The following is a 17,035-nucleotide window of genomic DNA, read 5'->3' on the forward strand; positions in this document are numbered from 1 at the left end:
TTTCCAACAAAATGTACTTCTTTAATTGCTCGCCAGTTTATGAATGTATTGTGACATTTTAATGACAACCTCACATAATTTTAAATTTGCGCGGATTGCCTTTTAAGTGAAATTGTAACAAGATGTTACCGGGAGAAATTTAAGGGGTATTACATGTTGTTCAATCTGTCAAAAGAACATATTACGGCAGGCAAAGGCTTTAACCGTTGGCTGGTTCCACCAGCCGCACTAGCAGTACATTTATCGATTGGCATGGCTTATGGATTCAGTGTGTTCTGGAAACCCCTTGGCACAGCTTTGACCGGGCCAGATGGCGCACCACTGGCTGCATGTGCAGCTGGCGCGAGCAGTTTTTCAGACAAGCTTGCAGGCACGGCTGAGGCCTTATTTGCGACTGATTGCAACTGGACACAGTTCGACCTGGGCTGGATGTACACCCTGTTTTTTGTACTGCTTGGTTGCTCTGCTGCATTATGGGGTGGCTGGCTGGAACGTGCAGGACCGCGCAAGGCTGGTCTGGTGGCGACACTCTGCTGGTGCGGTGGCTTGTTGATCTCGGCTTGTGGTGTCTATCACCATCAGTTATGGATGATGTGGCTGGGTAGTGGCGTGATAGGCGGCATAGGTCTTGGCCTTGGCTACATATCTCCCGTGTCGACGCTGATCAAATGGTTTCCTGACCGCAGAGGCATGGCGACCGGCATGGCGATTATGGGCTTTGGTGGCGGCGCCATGATAGGCTCACCCCTCGCAACCAAGCTGATGAGCCTGTTTGCAACGCCTACTGAACCTGGTGTCTGGCAAACCTTTGTCGTTCTGGCCATTGTTTATTTTATCTTCATGACCTGTGGTTCTTTAGGCTATCGTATCCCGGCCGCCAACTGGAAACCGGAAGGATGGACACCACCAGACCAGCAGCATAAACGTATGGTGGTGAACAAACATGTACACCTGAAAAATGCACATAAAACACCGCAATTCTGGCTACTGTGGCTGATCTTGTGCATGAACGTGTCAGCAGCGATTGGTATTATTGGCGCTGCGGCACCTATGCTCCAGGAAACCTTTGGCGGCAAACTGATCGCACAACCATCGCTAACTTTTGCCGATATCAAAGCGGATGAGTCATTGACTGCAGCGGCAGCCGCTGTAGGTGCCGGTTTTGTCGGACTGATTTCGGTATTTAATATCTTCGGCCGCATTGGCTGGGCGACATCCTCAGACAAACTGGGGCGGCGTAATACCTATTTCATCTTTTTTGTACTCGGCGCATTCATGTATATCACAGCCACCTATGCTGCCAACCATCACCAGCTTGCGCTGTTTTTGATCGCATTCTGCGTGATTGCTTCCATGTATGGTGGCGGTTTTGCTACCATTCCTGCCTATCTTGCTGATCTGTTTGGCACCCAGTTTGTAGGGGCAATTCACGGCCGTTTGCTCACGGCATGGTCCACAGCAGGCATCGTTGGGCCTGTCATCGTCAACTACATGCATGATGTGCGTCTGGAAGCGAAAGTACCGTTTGCAGACATCTATGCACCGATTTTCCTGACACTTGCAGCGCTATTAGGCATTGGCTTCGTTGCCAATCTGCTGGTGAGGCCGGTGGACAGTAAATACTTCATGACCGATGCCGAACTTGCTGTTGAACAATCCTTGGGTAAATCCAAAGAAACTGGCGCAACAAACGTTAAGCCTATCAACGATGGCAAGCCTAGCTCGCCATGGCTGGTCAGACTGACCTGGCTGGCAGTTTTAATTCCAATCACCTACGGCATCTCGATGACGGTACAAAAAGCTTGGGCGCTGTTTGCCTAGGCTAATTCGCCGGCAATAAAACCTCATAAGGCAAGACTAGAAACAGGCTAAAAAGTAGCATCAGCAAACACTTTTTAGCCTGCTCACCATTCAATCAAACGCGATACATGCGGTTTGGGTTAAAATACACGTTTTAAGTATTAGCCTACGGATTCCCAAGTGAATAAAATCTCCCCAAATCTGGACGGTACCGGCAAAAAAATCGGTATCGTTCTTTCACGTTTTAATGAAAACATCGGTACAGGCCTGCTGCACGCTTGCGAACAGGAGTTGTTGAAGCTGGGTGTTAAAGCCGAAGACATCACCCTGGCAACCGTACCTGGCGCCCTGGAAAGCCCGCTGGTGCTGCAGCATATGGCATTGACTGAAACCTATGATGCATTGATAGCGCTCGGTGCCATTATCCGAGGTGAAACCTACCACTTCGAAGTGGTTTCCAATGAATCCGCACGAGGCATTTCTGAAGTGCAACGTGATACCGGCGTGCCGGTGGCGAATGCGATTCTCACTACTGAAAACGATGAGCAGGCAGAAGAACGCGTTGCGGTTAAAGGCGCCGAAGCAGCGCAGGTAGCCATCGAAATGGCCAACCTGGTAAATGCACTATGAGTCAGGAAAAGACCCCAGGGAGTCGGGAGAACGCCTCAGGCAATCAAGACCCGTCAAGCAAGTCATCTGATAAGCCGCAGAGCTCTTCAGCAAGAAGCAGAGGCACTAAAAATCGTCGTAAATCACGCGAACTGGCATTAAAAGCGCTGTATCGCAACCGCATGAATGCCGGCGATGTAAAACAGTTACGGTTTGATAGTCTGGATGACCCGGATTACACCAAAGCGGACGAAGGCTACTTCAAACAATTACTGACAGGCGTGCTTGAGCATACGGCTGATATTGATGCCATGATCAGCCAGTTTATTGACCGTCAACTGGAAGAACTTAGCCCGATCGAACATGCAGTATTGCGTATTTCCGGTTACGAATTAATGTTTGACATGAGCATTCCATACCGCGTAGCAATCAATGAAGGCGTGGAACTGGCCAAATCGTACGGTGGCATTGATGGGCACAAATACATCAATGGCGTCCTGGATAAAATTGCAGCGCAAGTCAGGCCGCAAGAGTTCGGAAATCAGATCAAAAAGTAATTCAATGAATCATTTTGAGGCTTACAAAGCCGCTCCCCCAAAAAAAAGCGCTCAATTTCAATGAGCGCTTTTTTTGTATTGATATTACAGAAACTAAATTCAGGGATTTAATTGCAATGTGACTAGTTCAATCCTGTCGTCATCCATTCGACAGACGACAGCTGTGTCATGCCAATCCCCTAGCACCCATCGTTCACACTTATGGCCATCAAACACTATGGTGTGCATACCCGGCCTGTGTGTGTGCCCATGCAATAAAACCTCTGGATATTCAAATTCATTTAAAAGTTGCTCAACCGCGGACTGGTTAACATCCATGATATCTATGGACTGCATAACTTTGTTCTGTGCGCTTTGGCTACGCGCTTGTCCGGCAAAGACGATCCGCTCCGCTAACGGCTGTGCCAGAAAGGCGTGTTGCCACTGCGGGCTGCGCACCTGGCTACGGAATTGCTGATAAGCCGTATCATCCGTGCACAACGCATCGCCATGCGACAAAAGAATGCGTTTGTTTCCCATCTTGATTAGGGTGGGATCTGCAAGCAATTGCAAGCCTGATGCATTGGCAAAATCGTCACCGATTAAGAAATCACGGTTGCCATGCATGAAATACAGTTTGACGCCACTATCAGACAATGTGCGTAATGCTTGCACAACAGGTAAAAATTCGGCACACTGCTGAGCGTCTTTCAAAACATCATCACCCACCCACACCTCAAAAAAATCACCGAGAATATAGAGCGCTTCTGCGTGAGCGACTTCTGCTTTCAGCCAATGCAAAAAAGCCTGCGTTACCGCAGGCCTTTGCGCACTCAAGTGCAGATCAGAAATGATCCAGGTGGTCATGCCTTAAGCGACTACAACTGCTTTTTCGATAATCACTGGCTCTACGGGCACATCCTGGTGACCGGCGCGGTTACCAGTGGCAACCGCTTTGATTTTATCGACAACATCCGTACCTTCAACTACTTTACCAAATACACAGTAGCCCCAGCCCTGTGTTGTCGCAGAAGTGAAGTTCAAAAAGTCATTGTCTTTTACGTTGATGAAGAACTGTGCTGATGCGGAGTCAGGCACCATGGTGCGCGCCATTGCCAGTGTGTATTTATCATTAGATAAACCATTGTCGGCTTCATTTTTGATGGTGGCATCAGTAGCTTTTTGTTTCATGTTGACATCAAAGCCACCACCTTGAATCATAAAATCCTTAATTACGCGGTGAAAAATCACCCCGTCGTAAAAACCTTTTTCAACATAGCTGATAAAATTAGCTACTGTGATAGGTGCTTTTTCAGCATAAAGTTCGATAGTGATATCGCCAAAGTTGGTAGTGAGTTTTACCAAAACATTCTCCGTTTATTGATTTAAAGGCTGAAAAAAATTACTTGGCGCTGACGATGGTCGCGCGCTTGATAATGACAGTACGAATCGGAACGTCGGAAAAACCGCGTTGATTACCGGTAGGCAAATTACTGATTTTGAACACTACGTCCATGCCGGAAACCACTTTACCAAACACGCAATAGCCGATCATGCTTGCTTCCGGGCTGGTGTAATTGAGGAACTGGTTATCCGCCACATTCACAAAAAATTGTGCCGTCGCAGAATTAGGATCCTGGGTACGCGCCATGGCGATGGTACCGGTCTGGTTTAGCAGGCCATTATTGGATTCATTAATAATCGGTGCGCGTGTCGGTTTCTCGGTTAATTCACGATCAAAACCGCCGCCCTGGATCATAAAGCGGCTAATCACGCGGTGAAAAACAGTATTGGTGTAAAAACCATCTTTCACGTATTGCAGAAAATTTTCCACCGTTTTAGGGGCTTTATCGGCATACACTTCAACGGTAAAGTTGCCCTGGTTAGTTTCAAAGGTGACTTGTGTGGCCGCATTTACAGACGAAACGACGGTCATGATGCATAAAAAAGAGAGCGCTAACAGTTTACGCATTAAGCTGATCCTTCATATAAAATTTTCCATTGCCCATTTTCTTGCACCCAGTACTGGCGCTTCTTCATCACTTCACGAAGTGCAGGGCTGATATATTCCTGCTCAAAATCCACCACTACCATATTCTTGGTTGAATTAGGATAGGTAAACATGCTGACTTCTGACAAATTAATACTCACTTTAGGTTTAGACGCCTGAATCTGACGCTTGTAACCAGACCATTTTGATAAGCCACCTTCTGAATAAAAGAAATCGCCGGCGTAATGCGCCAAATAGGCGTCCGTGTTCTGCGATACCCAGTCTCTACGCCAATCCTCCAGCGCAACCTTTAACGCAGATTTTGTCTTCTCCTGCTGTTTCAGAGATTCAGGGCTGATCCACTCAAAGTTAACTCCGATCACCACTGGTGTACTGCCTACTTGCAGTATGTCCTGCAACGCTTTTACATCAGGGTTAGAAAGCACTACGCAACCATCGCTGGCACGCGGCGGACGACTATAAGTATCGCGAGGAGTACCATGAATCCAGATGCCTGAACCGGTCTTGCGTTCATAGCTATCCATCTCATTCGGATAATTCAGCGGGTAGGCTGCGTCACCATATAGATCAGGCAGAGGTCGATTTAGTTTCTTCGACGCAAAGTAAACACCGATAGGCGTGCGTTTATCGCCCTGGTCTTTTTTGCCAGTGCCGTTTTTTCCGATGGTCACATAATAGTCTGCGACATACTTCAAAGTGTCATTCTGGCTTTTTTCATATACGTAAAGCCTGGACCGCGCCGTATCCACAAACAGCACGTGACTTTGTTTTTCTGAAAGCTCTACCAGAAGATTTGGCTGGGTCAACCCACGGTTGCGATCAAAGTAATTACGGATACGGATTTCAGCTTCATCTTTGAGATCCTGGATGCGGTTTAAATTGGCGGGGTTCACATCGCCAAAACCATTGAGGATACGCGCCTTGGCAGATAGCAGGTCACCATGAATCAGATGAGCCAATGCGAAATTAGGGGAAATTGCGAGGAGCTGGTCTACATAGTCCAGCGCCTGTTGCAAGCGCCCTTCTTTGATAGACTGCAAGGTCTGCACCAGCATGCGTTCGACAGTACCGGTGTTTTTATTTTGTATGAACAGGCGTGCGGTTAACGCCTCGTGATTCACCGCTGTGGCATTCCATGGCAGTAGCGCTGCGCTCACAAATGCGATACAGCAATATTTTCTCAAACTTCTCATGCCAATATTATACATTCGTTAATTCAAAACTGCGCGCTAACTCGCTGAATTTGCTCGTTATTCACGAGTTTACTACCAAAATCAGCGCAATACATCCATTAGAACTTGCCTACGCGCTCCTGCTTGATCAGCCAGCGTGAACCTTCTTTGACCAGATTCAAGGTTTTATTGGAGTTAGCATCCAGGCCAGTTGCCTTGTAAATCTGCCTGAATGTGACTTTCGCAGAGGTCTGGCTTTCCATTTTCACAGCAATATTTTGCAGATTGACGGAAATTTTTGCCGGACGGCTGACACGGTCACGACGTGTAGCTTCCCATTGTTTGCGTGTTTCACCACCTGGTGTCTTAAAGTCTTTTGCGTAACTATCGAGGTAACGATCAACATTTTGCGCTGCCCAGGCATCCGCCCAGGCATTGACTGCATCAATTACCACTTGTTCCTGATTATCAACCACTGGCTTGGTTTCTACCGGTTTGGATTCAATAGGTTTAGTTTCTACCACTACCGGTTTTTTGGTTTCTGCGACAGGCGGTGTTGCGGTTGTAGGCGCCGGTGTCGCTGGCGGCGTCACCGTAGGTGCATTGCTGTTAGGAGGCATAACTGTAGAAGCAGGTGCAGTTGGCGGTACAGTCGTCGCAGGACGCGCAACTGCCCTCTTGCCACCAAATAAATCAGTGATCATCGCCAGTTTATTTTGTGCACGGCTATTCGAAGTATCCAGCTTCAGTGCCTTGTCATAAGCTTCGGAAGCCATACGCGCATAAATATCACCCAGGTTTTCATGCGCTGTGGCGTAGCTTGGGTGGGTTTTAATCGCAGATTCCAGCGCTTTGCGGGCTTTATCATACTGACCCTGGTCAGCATATAACACAGCAAGGTTATTGTATGGCTCAGGCAGGTTTGGATACTTCTCAGACAAATCAGTAAATGCTTTAATCGCCTCATCACGCTTGCCGAGCTCAACCAGAATGACGCCTCGCATGAACATGGCTTCGGCATTTTTAGGATTAGACGACAGATAAGTGTTCACTTTATCCAGCGCCGCTGCCTGATTGCCCTGCTCTGAAAGCTGATTAATTTCGCGAAGTTCTACGTTTGTTTGACCGGCCATCACACTATTGGATAGTGCCGCCTGACTGAAAATGATCCCTACTACCAGCAAATATTTTTTTAATGTTGCATTCATGAGTTAATTACCTGAGCAATCGTTGATTTTTAGCAGTATGTTATACTTTAATTGTACAAGAGACAGTGCAAATATAGGTGAATAATACGCAATGATTTCCAGATCAATTCGCGTTTTAATCATTTGCCTGACAAGATAACAACTTGAATTATTACCAATGTTCAGCTGGCCTACACAAAGGCTATCTCCTTAACATTTTAGAGCATTCCCTTACTGCTGCTAATTTTATCACGCATTAATCCACATTACATTTGTTAGCATGTTAAAACTACACAACACCCTTACCCGCAGCAAACAAGATTTCAAGCCAATCCAACCTAATAAAGTACGCATGTATGTCTGCGGAATGACAGTCTATGACTTTTGCCATCTGGGGCATGCGCGCGTGATGGTGGTATTTGACATGGTTGCACGCTGGCTTCGCGCCAGTGGTTACGAAGTCACTTATGTACGCAACATCACCGATATTGATGACAAAATCATCAAACGTGCAAACGAAAACAACGAATCCATCCAAAGCCTTACTCAACGCTTTATTACCGCAATGGACGAAGACTCGGCCAAACTAGGCATTATTCGCCCGGACATCGAGCCACGCGCCACCGAGCATGTACAAGGCATGCTGGACATGATCAGCAAACTGATTGAAAAAGGGTTTGCCTACCAGGCAAACAATGGCGACGTATTTTATAAAGTGCGTAGCTTTAACGATTACGGCAAATTATCCGGCAAAACCCTGGATGACCTGCGCGCCGGTGAACGCGTGGATGTCGATGGTCACAAACAGGACCCGCTGGATTTCGTGTTGTGGAAGTCAGCCAAGCAGGGCGAGCCTTTTTGGGAATCGCCATGGGGCAACGGCCGCCCTGGCTGGCATATTGAATGCTCAGCCATGAGCGCAGAGCTTCTTGGCGAACACTTTGACATCCATGGCGGCGGTCAGGATTTGCAGTTTCCGCACCATGAAAACGAGATTGCACAATCCGAAGCGACACATGGCTGCACCATGGCGAACTACTGGATACATAATGGATTTGTACGCGTGGATGATGAGAAAATGTCCAAATCGTTGGGCAACTTTTTCACTATCCGTGAAGTGCTGGAAAAGTACGATCCCGAAGTCGTGCGCTTTTTTATCCTACGCGCGCATTACCGCAGCCCGCTCAATTATTCCGACAAGCATCTGGATGATGCGAAAGCTTCACTGACGCGCTTATATACTGCATTGCGTGGTGTAAATGTGCCCGACAGCGACATTGACTGGCAGCAGCCACAAGCGGCTAAATTCAAATTAGCCATGGACGATGACTTCAATACACCCGAAGCGATAGCCATACTGTTTGAGCTGGCAAATGATTTGAACAAAGACAAATCCCAGCAAACTGCCGCATTATTGAAACAATTGGCAAGTATTGTCGGCCTGTTGCAACGTGACCCGGAAGCTTTTATGCAAGGCGAAGACCTTGGCGGCGAACTGGATATCGACAACCTTATCACGGCCCGTATCGCTGCGAAAAAAGGCAAAGATTTTGCTGAGGCTGACCGTATCCGCAAAGTATTGTCTGATGCAGGGATTGTGCTGGAAGATACTGCACAAGGCACAACCTGGCGTCGTGCCTAACCACCAATCTATTCTTTTGAAATACTCAAGGAAAACGGATGCCCGTTAAATTAAACGCTCCCCTCGCCAAAGATTTATTGCCCGTTAGTGGCGTACAACTTGGCTTCGCTCAAGCGCATATCCGCAAACCCAATCGTAAAGACGTGCTGGTGATGACCTTGCCTGAAGGCAGCAGCGTAGCCGGCGTATTTACCTTGAATCGTTTTTGCGCTGCGCCAGTGACCGTGTGCAAAGACCACCTGGAGAAAAACAAAGGTATTCGCGCCCTGTTGGTAAATACCGGCTGTGCCAATGCTGGTACAGGTCAGCAAGGATTAGATGACGCGCGCGCCAGTTGCATAGCCGTCGCGCAGGAATTAAATATCAGCCCGGAGCAGGTATTACCATTCTCTACCGGCGTAATCCTGGAAACACTTCCGATGGAAAGACTGCTGGCAGGCATTCCAAATGCAGTCGCCAACTTGCAAACAGATAGCTGGCTCAATGCTGCAGAAGCGATTATGACAACAGATATTGTTGCTAAAGGAACTTCACGCACGCTAAGCATTGAAGGAAAAACCGTGACGATTACCGGCATCAGCAAAGGCTCCGGTATGATTCACCCTAATATGGCAACCATGCTGGGCTACATTGCAACTGATGCCGCGATTAGTCAAAGCGCGTTAGATAAAATCATTCAACACGCAGTGAACAAATCGTTTAACTGTATCACTGTGGATGGCGACACCAGCACCAATGACAGCCTGATTCTGATGGCGACCGGCCAGGCCGACAATGCTGCAGTCACTGAAGATAGTCCTGAATTTATCACCTTGCGTGATGCACTGACAGATGTGGCCACAGAACTGGCACAAGCCATTGTGCGCGATGGTGAAGGCGCAACCAAGTTTATGACTATCCAGGTCGAAGCAGGAAAAGATGAGGAAGAGTGCCGCAAGGTTGCCTACGCGATTGCGCATTCACCGCTGATTAAAACTGCATTTTTTGCTTCTGACCCTAACCTTGGACGTATTCTGGCAGCGATTGGATATGCGGGGATTGATGACCTGGATGTCAACACAATGCAGCTGTATCTTGGCGATGTGCTTGTTGCGGAAAAAGGTGGCCGAGCTGCTAGCTATGTCGAAGAGCAAGGGGCAGCGGTCATGAAGCAAAGTGATATTTTAGTGCGGGTAGTGCTTAATCGCGGATTGGCCGACGCTACGGTATGGACATGCGATTTTTCATATGATTATGTGAAGATTAATGCGGATTATAGATCGTAGGATCAACCAGTATCTTCGTAAGTAACAAAGCCAAACATCCACCTCGCCCAGATTCTGGCCTACGCCAGAATGACTGTCAGTTGCAGGTAGTTAAGTATCTGCATACCAAACTACGGGGATACAGCTCACTCAAAAACAGCGCGCGCTGTATTTAACTGTATTTAAGAGTCTCATTCCTAATGATCCTCAACCACTCGCCCCCGCCCCTGCTTAATCACTCCCCGCTGAATCTTCCCCGCCACCCTGCGCTTCTGCGAAGCCCGGGTCGGCCTTGTCGCATATCGCGTCGCATGCACATGACAAGCCGCTTCTACAATTGCCTGCAATCTGGCAATTGCATCTCTTTTATTCGCTTCTTGTGTACGATATTGTTGCGCTTTAATAATGAGTACGCCCTCAGCAGTAATGCGCTGGTCTTTACTACTTAGCAATGGGGATTTCACAGTCTCATTCAGGCTTGAGGCCTGGATATCGAAACGCAGATGAATGGCAGAAGAGACTTTATTCACGTTCTGCCCACCAGCCCCTTGCGCGCGGATAGCGGTCAAGGTGAATTCATTTGCAGGAACAATTACCATGTTGATTAGCTACCCTGGACTGGCTCGGGCTTTTCATCCACACGCTCGAAAAACGCCTGCACTTCATCCAGTTTCCGCGTGCGCTTAAATGGCGGCAAACTTTGCCAGATGCGCCGTCCATAAGGTTTGTCTACTAATCGAGGATCACAAATGACCAATACACCTGAATCACTCTCATCGCGGATCAAACGACCTGCGCCCTGCTTGAGTGTGATCACGGCATACGGTAACTGATATTCCATAAAGGCATTTTTGCCTTCGGCATTCATTTTGTCGATGCGCGCCGCAAGTACCGGATCATCCGGTGGCGCAAATGGTAGCTTGTCAATAATCACACAGGAAAGCGCTTCTCCACGCACATCCACGCCCTCCCAAAAACTTTGCGAGCCTACAAGCACCGCATTGCCATGCGCGCGGAATCTATCCAGCAATTCCGTACGGTTGCTTTCACCTTGCATCAGCAATGGGTACTCCATGCCCTGCTCTTCAAATGCCTGCTTTAACAAGGCATGTACTTCGCGCATAGCTCTCAGTGAAGTGCACAGCACAAAAGCCCGCCCCTTACTGGCTTGCAGTACCGGTAAGGCGATGGCGGCTACGGCTGCCGGGTAAGCAATGCTATTCGGCTCTGGCATGCCTTCTGGCACATACAGCAACGCTTGCTGGTCATAATCGAACGGGCTTTGCCAATGCCGGGTTTGTGCGGCCAGCAGGCCCATTTGTCCCTGGTAGTGATTGAAGTCACTTTTTACTGCTAAAGTGGCGGAAGTGAAAATCCAGGCCCTTGGCTGTGCATTCAGTTGTTTGCCGAAGCCATCGGCCACACTGAGCGGCGTCGCATGTAATTGGACACTTTGCGTAAATACTTCCACCCAGCGCACCAAGTTGACGTGATTTCCTTTTTGCCACGCTTCCAGCAAGGCGAGTAAGGCCCCGCCGCGTTGCCAGCATTTTTCAAGCAATGGATCGCGCGCGGCCTGTGTCTCCAGCACTTTGGTCAGTGCCGCCAGGGTTTCCAGCATGTGTTGATAGGCATCAGCAAAATTCTTTAATGATTGTGCCTTTTGCACCGGCATGCGCGCGCCTTCATACTGAAATACCAGGCGGAAATCACGGCAGGCCTTTTCCAGTGGAGTCACGGCTTCAGCCAGTGCGACACAGTCTTTAGCTATTGTGAGATAAGCCATTTGACTATCTCTGGCCAGGTCCATTAATTGCGAGGTAGAAATATCTTCACCAAAAAACAGACCGGCGACTTCAGGTAACTGGTGAGCTTCATCAAACACTATCGTGTTGGCGCTAGGCAACAGTTCAGCCACACCTTCGTCTCGAAGCATCACATCGGCAAAGAAAAGGTGGTGATTCACAACCACTACATCGGCCGCCAGTGCCTGTTTGCGTGCTTCCATCACAAAGCATTGTTTGTAATACTGGCAATCCTGGCCGACGCAGTTATCTCGGGTCGAAGTGACTTGCTGCCAGACGGTTGCCTGTTCTGGCACTTCTATAAGTTCGGCCTTGTCACCGGTTTGGCTGTTTTCGGCAAAGCTTTGCAGGATGGGGATATATTGCGCGTCTTCACGTGACTGGAAACGACCTTCCTGGCTGGCACGCTGCAAATGGTAATGGCAAATGTAGTTTGCGCGACCCTTGAGCATAGCTACGGATACCGGCACTTTCAGTGCTTCGCGCACGGCAGGTAAATCACGCTGGTAAAGCTGGTCTTGCAGGGTTTTGGTGCCGGTTGAAATAATGACTTTTCCGCCAGACAAAAGCGCCGGCACCAGGTAGGCGTAAGTTTTGCCAGTGCCTGTTCCCGCTTCGGCTACCAATTGCTGCTGTTTATCGATGGCATCGGCAATTGCCTGTGCCATCTCCTGTTGTTGCGGGCGGCTTCTGAAACCGGGCATGGTTTGAACCAGACAACCGCTTTCTGAAAATGCTGACGTGACTTGTTGCATTAAAGACATCCGTCAATTATCCCACGGACCACTAAAAATAATGCAGTTTTTTGCTGATTTCAATTTGAGCTGCATGCTTAAATTTTCATGAAAACTTGCATCTGCCATTGAAGTATGGCAAGGTTTAGGCCGTTATACTTATTTCTGACACAACAAGAATGATAACCAAGCTTTGATTGTGATGAATAATTTAGTTCTTCGACTCGCTGCACTACTTATCAGTGCACCTCTGATCAGCACCCTTTGCATCTCCCAAGGCCACGCCGCCCCAGGTGAGGACAAGCGTTGGCAGAATGCCTATAGCTATTCGCAAGAAGAGGTGTTAGACAGCCAAACCGGACTTTCCGGTTCGTGGTCGGAAAAAGTTGAAGAGATCATGATTCGGGCACTGAGCCTGACCGGTGTAGGTTACAAATACGGTGGGCGGTCTCCTGAAACCGGTTTTGATTGCAGCGGGTTTGTACAATACGTGTTCAAGCACGCAGCACAAATTTCCCTGCCGCCATCCGCCCGCACCATCAGTGAGTTGGGTGATACTGTTAAGCGCGATGATTTGCAGCCAGGCGATTTGGTATTTTTCAACACACTTAAATCAGCCTTCTCTCATGTCGGCATTTATGTTGGCAACAATCAGTTTATTCATGCCCCGCGAGCGGGCGCTAAAGTGCGTGTTGAAAACATGGATGAGCGCTACTGGCGTACCCGTTACAACGGCGCCAAACGCATAGAAGTGGAAACCGGGAATTAAAGCTTAGACGTAAAACAAGCTTCCTATCTACTCAATTATCACCCGCACTTTTTACCGGACTATCACTGTGTCCAAGTGAGCGCTCCGGATCAATCAAATCCCTTATCAGCTGTTTTAATTCCTTTGCTTCAGGAAACCGCCCTGCTTCTTTACGTGAAAAAATCACTTTTCCATCACAGCTAATGTCCAGAATACCTCCGGTGCCGGGCACCAGATTGACCGATCCCAGATCAGTATCAAATGTGGTGAGCAGCTCTTGCGCCAACCAGGCTGCGCGTAATAGCCAACGACACTGTGTACAAAACTCGATTTCTACGATAGGCTTTTGCATATTGCACTCTAATAAACTATTTGCGTGAAGAGTATAGTCAATTTTATTGAAATAGCGGAAAATGAACTTAACGTGATTGTTTCCACTCTCTCAAAACAGGCTGACATCACTGATGTCACTTGAATCTTTTATTACAGTAATCTTCATACAATAGTATTCTTCGCTTAATTGATCATACAAGGCTGGTATGCGTTCCAAATTTGAAAAATTTAGCTTGCTTGGTGCAGGCGTTTTTGTAGGTATTCTGGTAAGTATCAATATTTCTGCCTGGGCGGATAGAACCTCTGTTTCGCAACTGCCGATCGACGAGCTGCGCGTCTTTGCCGAAGTGTTCGCCAAAGTCAAATCTGACTATGTCGAACCGGTTGAAGATAAAAAACTGATCAATGAAGCATTGGCTGGCATGCTGCAAGGCCTCGACCCCCACTCAACCTTTATGGATGCAGATGCCTACAAAGAGTTGCAGGCTGGCACCCAAGGTGAATTTGGCGGGCTGGGTATTGAAGTCGCCATGGAAGACGGCCTGGTGAAAGTAGTGACACCGATTGAAGACAGCCCTGCTTATAAAGCTGGCTTGAAATCCGGTGACTTGATTATGAAACTCGATGACACGCAAGTGCGTGGTTTGACCCTGAACGATGCCGTGAAACGCATGCGCGGTGTACCGGATACTAAAATCACGCTAACCGTTGTGCGTAAAGGCGAAGACAAACCGCTTACCTTTACCCTGACCCGTGCCATCATCAAGGCGCAAAGCGTTAAGAGCAAATTGATTGAGCCAGGCTATGCTTATGTACGTATTACACAGTTCCAGGAGCGTACTGGTGAAGACCTTGCCAAGGCCCTGAAAACCTTACGTGCCGATAACAAAGGCCCGTTTAAAGGCTTGGTGTTGGATTTGCGTAACAACCCGGGCGGCTTGCTGGATGCCGCGGTTGGCGTCTCTGCCGCCTTCCTGCCAAAAGATGACTTGGTGGTTTATACCGAAGGCCGTGTAGCGGACTCTAAAATGCGCCTGAATGCGACACCCATGGATTATGCCCGCCGTGGTAAATCTGACTACCTGAAAGATTTGCCTGAAGAGTATAAAACAGTGCCAATCGTGGTATTGATCAATGCAGGCTCTGCATCTGCTTCTGAAATTGTGGCCGGGGCATTGCAGGATCATAAACGTGCCACCATCATGGGCATCCAGAGCTTTGGTAAAGGTTCAGTACAAACAATCCTGCCTATGAACAACGGTAGTGCGATTAAATTGACCACTGCACGTTATTTCACGCCTAATGGCCGCTCAATCCAGGCGAAAGGCATTGTGCCGGACACGATTGTGGATGATGGTTCAGACCCAAGCCTGAGCTTGCATGAGGCGGATTTGAAGCGCCATTTATCCAACCCTAGCGACATTGCTAAAGCCAACGCTGAAAAAGCCGAAGAAGTGAAAGCCCGCGTTGGTGGTGATAAACCTAAGGATGAAAAATTTGCTGAAACCCGCGGCCCTATTGAACCCGCCAGCAAAGATGACTTCCAGTTTGTACAAGCGTTGAATCAACTTAAAGGCTTGCCAGTGCAAAAAGCACCTGAAGCGGTGAAAGCTGCAACAGACAAGCCAGCCAGCACTGAAAAACCAGCCGGCGCTGAGAAACCAGTGAAGAAATAATGATCATGCCATTGTCTGCAAGCCTCACAGCCAGCAGGCAAGGTGCTTTACAGGGAGTAATCAATGACTCTGCCGAGATTGACATTGGACAAGGCTATTGCCGTCATCGACATGGGCTTACGTACGGTATTTAGCCAACCGAGTCCTAGCCGCCCTTATCCAAAAGCAGAAGCGTCTAACGATAACTCTTTATCTGATAAAGAGCGCAAGCATGCCGCAGCCCTGATGCGCGTCAATCATGTGGGCGAAGTCTGTGCACAGGCCTTATACAGCGGCCAGGCGTTAGTATCACGTAATCCGGCCAATGTTGAAGCACTCAAAGAAGCCTCCCGTGAAGAAGTCGATCACCTAGCATGGTGTGAACGACGAATCGACGAACTTGGTGGCCGCAAAAGCCTGCTTAACCCATTATGGTTTGGTGCGAGTTTTGGCCTGGGTGTCACAGCAGGTTTACTTGGTGACAAATGGAACCTTGGATTTTTGGCCGAAACCGAGCACCAGGTGTCATCTCACTTAGGGAGTCATCTGCAGCAATTACCGGCGCAAGATCTCGCTTCACGCGCAATAGTGACGCAAATGAAGCAAGATGAAGAACAGCATGCGCAGACTGCAGAGCATCTTGGTGGTGCTACGCTGCCCGCCCCGGTGAAACTGGCCATGCGCCTGGCTTCCAAAGTGATGACGCGAACCGCGTATCACTTATAGTATTCGTATTAACCTAGAGTCAACCATGCAAAAATTTAGTGACAACTTACTCACCCTGGACAATGCGGATCATGTGAAACGCATTGAGCTCTTCGATGAGCAAAGTCAGCCAGCCGGCCAGATTGAAAATAAACCCGGCACCCAGGGCTCGATTAAGGTTTATCATCATTTATTCAAAATATATGGTGAAATTAACAGCGATGCTGCCGTAGAGGGATTGGCGCTGTACGCAGAACATACAGAAGATGCCGAGAATCACCCAGGCAAACATCCGAACATAGACCGTTTGCTGACTGTGCTGGATAAAGAGCAAACATTGTCGATCAAAGTCGTAAGCGAATAGCTAGCTTTAAATCCTCTTAAAAAATAAAAGCCTCCATCAAGGAGGCTTTATGCTTTTGAAAAAAGTATCCAAATTTAGTTACCCGACATGCCTTTAACATGACGGCTAATTGGCGGATGGTAAATAAACTCAAGCAAATGACCGACGCTGTCCAGGCAATAAAAGCCCCGTGAGCCATCTCTGTGTGTTTTAGGCGCTTCGGTAATACGTACGCCTTGCTCCACCATATGCGAATACCAGCCATCTACTGCCGCTTCATCCGTCAATGCAAACCCGATGTGGTCAAGACGCTGTAGCGGATCAGCCTTGTAATCTACCCGATGCAAGGCAAATACATCGCCATGATTGGTCAGGTAAACATTGTCCGGGTCTGGCTGCCATTCGATCTGCATGCCAACAATGCGCGTGTAGAAATCTATCGCAGACTCCAGATCTTTGATAAAGAGTGCCACGTGGCGAATACCTAACATACCGGCAGGAGTTGTCATCA

At 48.3% G+C, this 17,035-nt stretch carries 18 protein-coding genes; 9 read left to right on the top strand and 9 right to left on the bottom strand.

What is annotated here, in order from left to right:
• Window positions 1–153: 153 nt before the first annotated feature.
• The 3 genes from LPA26_RS11635 to nusB all read left to right on the top strand — a co-directional run bounded on the left by LPA26_RS11635 (window position 154) and on the right by nusB (window position 2,966).
• Entirely contained in the window at window positions 154–1,821 is a 1,668-nt protein-coding gene (locus tag LPA26_RS11635; RefSeq protein WP_229008477.1) for an OFA family MFS transporter, read from the top strand.
• 159 nt (window positions 1,822–1,980) lie between these two features.
• Window positions 1,981–2,430 (top strand): 6,7-dimethyl-8-ribityllumazine synthase, encoded by a 450-nt coding sequence (gene ribH, locus LPA26_RS11640; RefSeq protein WP_055870046.1) that lies wholly within the window; start codon window positions 1,981–1,983, stop codon window positions 2,428–2,430.
• The gene (nusB, locus tag LPA26_RS11645) at window positions 2,427–2,966 is read left to right on the top strand and encodes a transcription antitermination factor NusB (protein ID WP_229008478.1); all 540 of its coding nucleotides are present in this window, start codon (window positions 2,427–2,429) and stop codon (window positions 2,964–2,966) included. The genes ribH and nusB overlap by 4 nt, the downstream gene beginning before the upstream one ends.
• Window positions 2,967–3,065: 99 nt before the next feature.
• Here the strand turns inward: nusB and LPA26_RS11650 are convergent, their stop codons facing one another.
• The 5 genes from LPA26_RS11650 to LPA26_RS11670 all read right to left on the bottom strand — a co-directional run bounded on the left by LPA26_RS11650 (window position 3,066) and on the right by LPA26_RS11670 (window position 7,336).
• Window positions 3,066–3,812 (bottom strand): UDP-2,3-diacylglucosamine diphosphatase, encoded by a 747-nt coding sequence (locus LPA26_RS11650; protein WP_229008479.1) that lies wholly within the window; start codon window positions 3,810–3,812, stop codon window positions 3,066–3,068.
• 3 nt (window positions 3,813–3,815) lie between these two features.
• Window positions 3,816–4,310 (bottom strand): peptidylprolyl isomerase, encoded by a 495-nt coding sequence (locus tag LPA26_RS11655; RefSeq protein ID WP_055827947.1) that lies wholly within the window; start codon window positions 4,308–4,310, stop codon window positions 3,816–3,818.
• Between the two features lie 37 nt (window positions 4,311–4,347).
• Window positions 4,348–4,917 carry a peptidylprolyl isomerase gene (locus LPA26_RS11660; protein WP_229008480.1) on the bottom strand — a complete coding sequence of 190 codons (570 nt, stop codon included), beginning with the start codon at window positions 4,915–4,917 and terminating at the stop codon, window positions 4,348–4,350.
• The gene (locus tag LPA26_RS11665) at window positions 4,917–6,164 is read right to left on the bottom strand and encodes a murein L,D-transpeptidase family protein (protein ID WP_055870010.1); all 1,248 of its coding nucleotides are present in this window, start codon (window positions 6,162–6,164) and stop codon (window positions 4,917–4,919) included. Before LPA26_RS11665 ends, LPA26_RS11660 begins: the two co-directional genes overlap by 1 nt.
• An 83-nt stretch (window positions 6,165–6,247) precedes the next feature.
• A complete protein-coding gene (locus tag LPA26_RS11670; RefSeq protein ID WP_229008481.1) occupies window positions 6,248–7,336 on the bottom strand; it encodes a tetratricopeptide repeat protein in 1,089 nt (362 codons plus the stop codon).
• Window positions 7,337–7,595: 259 nt separating this feature from the next.
• Here LPA26_RS11670 and cysS point away from each other — a divergent pair, with 259 nt between their 5' ends.
• Together cysS and argJ are read left to right on the top strand one after the other, a co-directional pair.
• On the top strand, window positions 7,596–8,957 hold the full coding sequence (cysS, locus tag LPA26_RS11675) for a cysteine--tRNA ligase (RefSeq protein WP_229008482.1): 1,362 nt from the start codon (window positions 7,596–7,598) through the stop codon (window positions 8,955–8,957).
• 38 nt (window positions 8,958–8,995) lie between these two features.
• Entirely contained in the window at window positions 8,996–10,222 is a 1,227-nt protein-coding gene (argJ, locus tag LPA26_RS11680) for a bifunctional glutamate N-acetyltransferase/amino-acid acetyltransferase ArgJ (protein WP_229008483.1), read from the top strand.
• A gap of 176 nt (window positions 10,223–10,398) precedes the next feature.
• Here argJ and arfB read toward each other — a convergent pair whose 3' ends face one another.
• Both arfB and LPA26_RS11690 read right to left on the bottom strand, forming a co-directional pair.
• Window positions 10,399–10,800 carry an alternative ribosome rescue aminoacyl-tRNA hydrolase ArfB gene (gene arfB, locus LPA26_RS11685; protein WP_229008484.1) on the bottom strand — a complete coding sequence of 134 codons (402 nt, stop codon included), beginning with the start codon at window positions 10,798–10,800 and terminating at the stop codon, window positions 10,399–10,401.
• Between the two features lie 5 nt (window positions 10,801–10,805).
• On the bottom strand, window positions 10,806–12,770 hold the full coding sequence (locus LPA26_RS11690; RefSeq protein ID WP_229008485.1) for an ATP-dependent DNA helicase: 1,965 nt from the start codon (window positions 12,768–12,770) through the stop codon (window positions 10,806–10,808).
• 172 nt (window positions 12,771–12,942) lie between these two features.
• Here LPA26_RS11690 and LPA26_RS11695 point away from each other — a divergent pair, with 172 nt between their 5' ends.
• Window positions 12,943–13,509 carry a C40 family peptidase gene (locus tag LPA26_RS11695; RefSeq protein WP_055827969.1) on the top strand — a complete coding sequence of 189 codons (567 nt, stop codon included), beginning with the start codon at window positions 12,943–12,945 and terminating at the stop codon, window positions 13,507–13,509.
• 31 nt (window positions 13,510–13,540) lie between these two features.
• Here LPA26_RS11695 and LPA26_RS11700 read toward each other — a convergent pair whose 3' ends face one another.
• Window positions 13,541–13,840, bottom strand: a complete 300-nt coding sequence (locus tag LPA26_RS11700) for a SelT/SelW/SelH family protein (RefSeq protein WP_055869993.1) — start codon at window positions 13,838–13,840, stop codon at window positions 13,541–13,543.
• A 187-nt stretch (window positions 13,841–14,027) separates the two neighbouring features.
• On the opposite strand from LPA26_RS11700, the gene LPA26_RS11705 reads away from it, so the two are divergent.
• The 3 genes from LPA26_RS11705 to LPA26_RS11715 all read left to right on the top strand — a co-directional run bounded on the left by LPA26_RS11705 (window position 14,028) and on the right by LPA26_RS11715 (window position 16,545).
• Window positions 14,028–15,497 carry a S41 family peptidase gene (locus tag LPA26_RS11705; RefSeq protein ID WP_055869990.1) on the top strand — a complete coding sequence of 490 codons (1,470 nt, stop codon included), beginning with the start codon at window positions 14,028–14,030 and terminating at the stop codon, window positions 15,495–15,497.
• A 63-nt stretch (window positions 15,498–15,560) separates the two neighbouring features.
• A complete protein-coding gene (gene coq7, locus LPA26_RS11710; protein ID WP_055827975.1) occupies window positions 15,561–16,202 on the top strand; it encodes a 2-polyprenyl-3-methyl-6-methoxy-1,4-benzoquinone monooxygenase in 642 nt (213 codons plus the stop codon).
• A 25-nt stretch (window positions 16,203–16,227) separates the two neighbouring features.
• Window positions 16,228–16,545, top strand: coding sequence for a DUF2322 family protein (locus tag LPA26_RS11715; protein ID WP_055869985.1), 318 nt, complete (start codon window positions 16,228–16,230; stop codon window positions 16,543–16,545).
• 74 nt (window positions 16,546–16,619) lie between these two features.
• Here the strand turns inward: LPA26_RS11715 and LPA26_RS11720 are convergent, their stop codons facing one another.
• On the bottom strand, window positions 16,620–17,033 hold the full coding sequence (locus LPA26_RS11720; RefSeq protein WP_229008751.1) for a VOC family protein: 414 nt from the start codon (window positions 17,031–17,033) through the stop codon (window positions 16,620–16,622).
• Window positions 17,034–17,035: the final 2 nt, after the last annotated feature.

Source organism: Methylophilus sp. Leaf408 (assembly GCF_916856905.1).
Taxonomy (GTDB): Bacteria; Pseudomonadota; Gammaproteobacteria; order Burkholderiales; family Methylophilaceae; genus Methylophilus.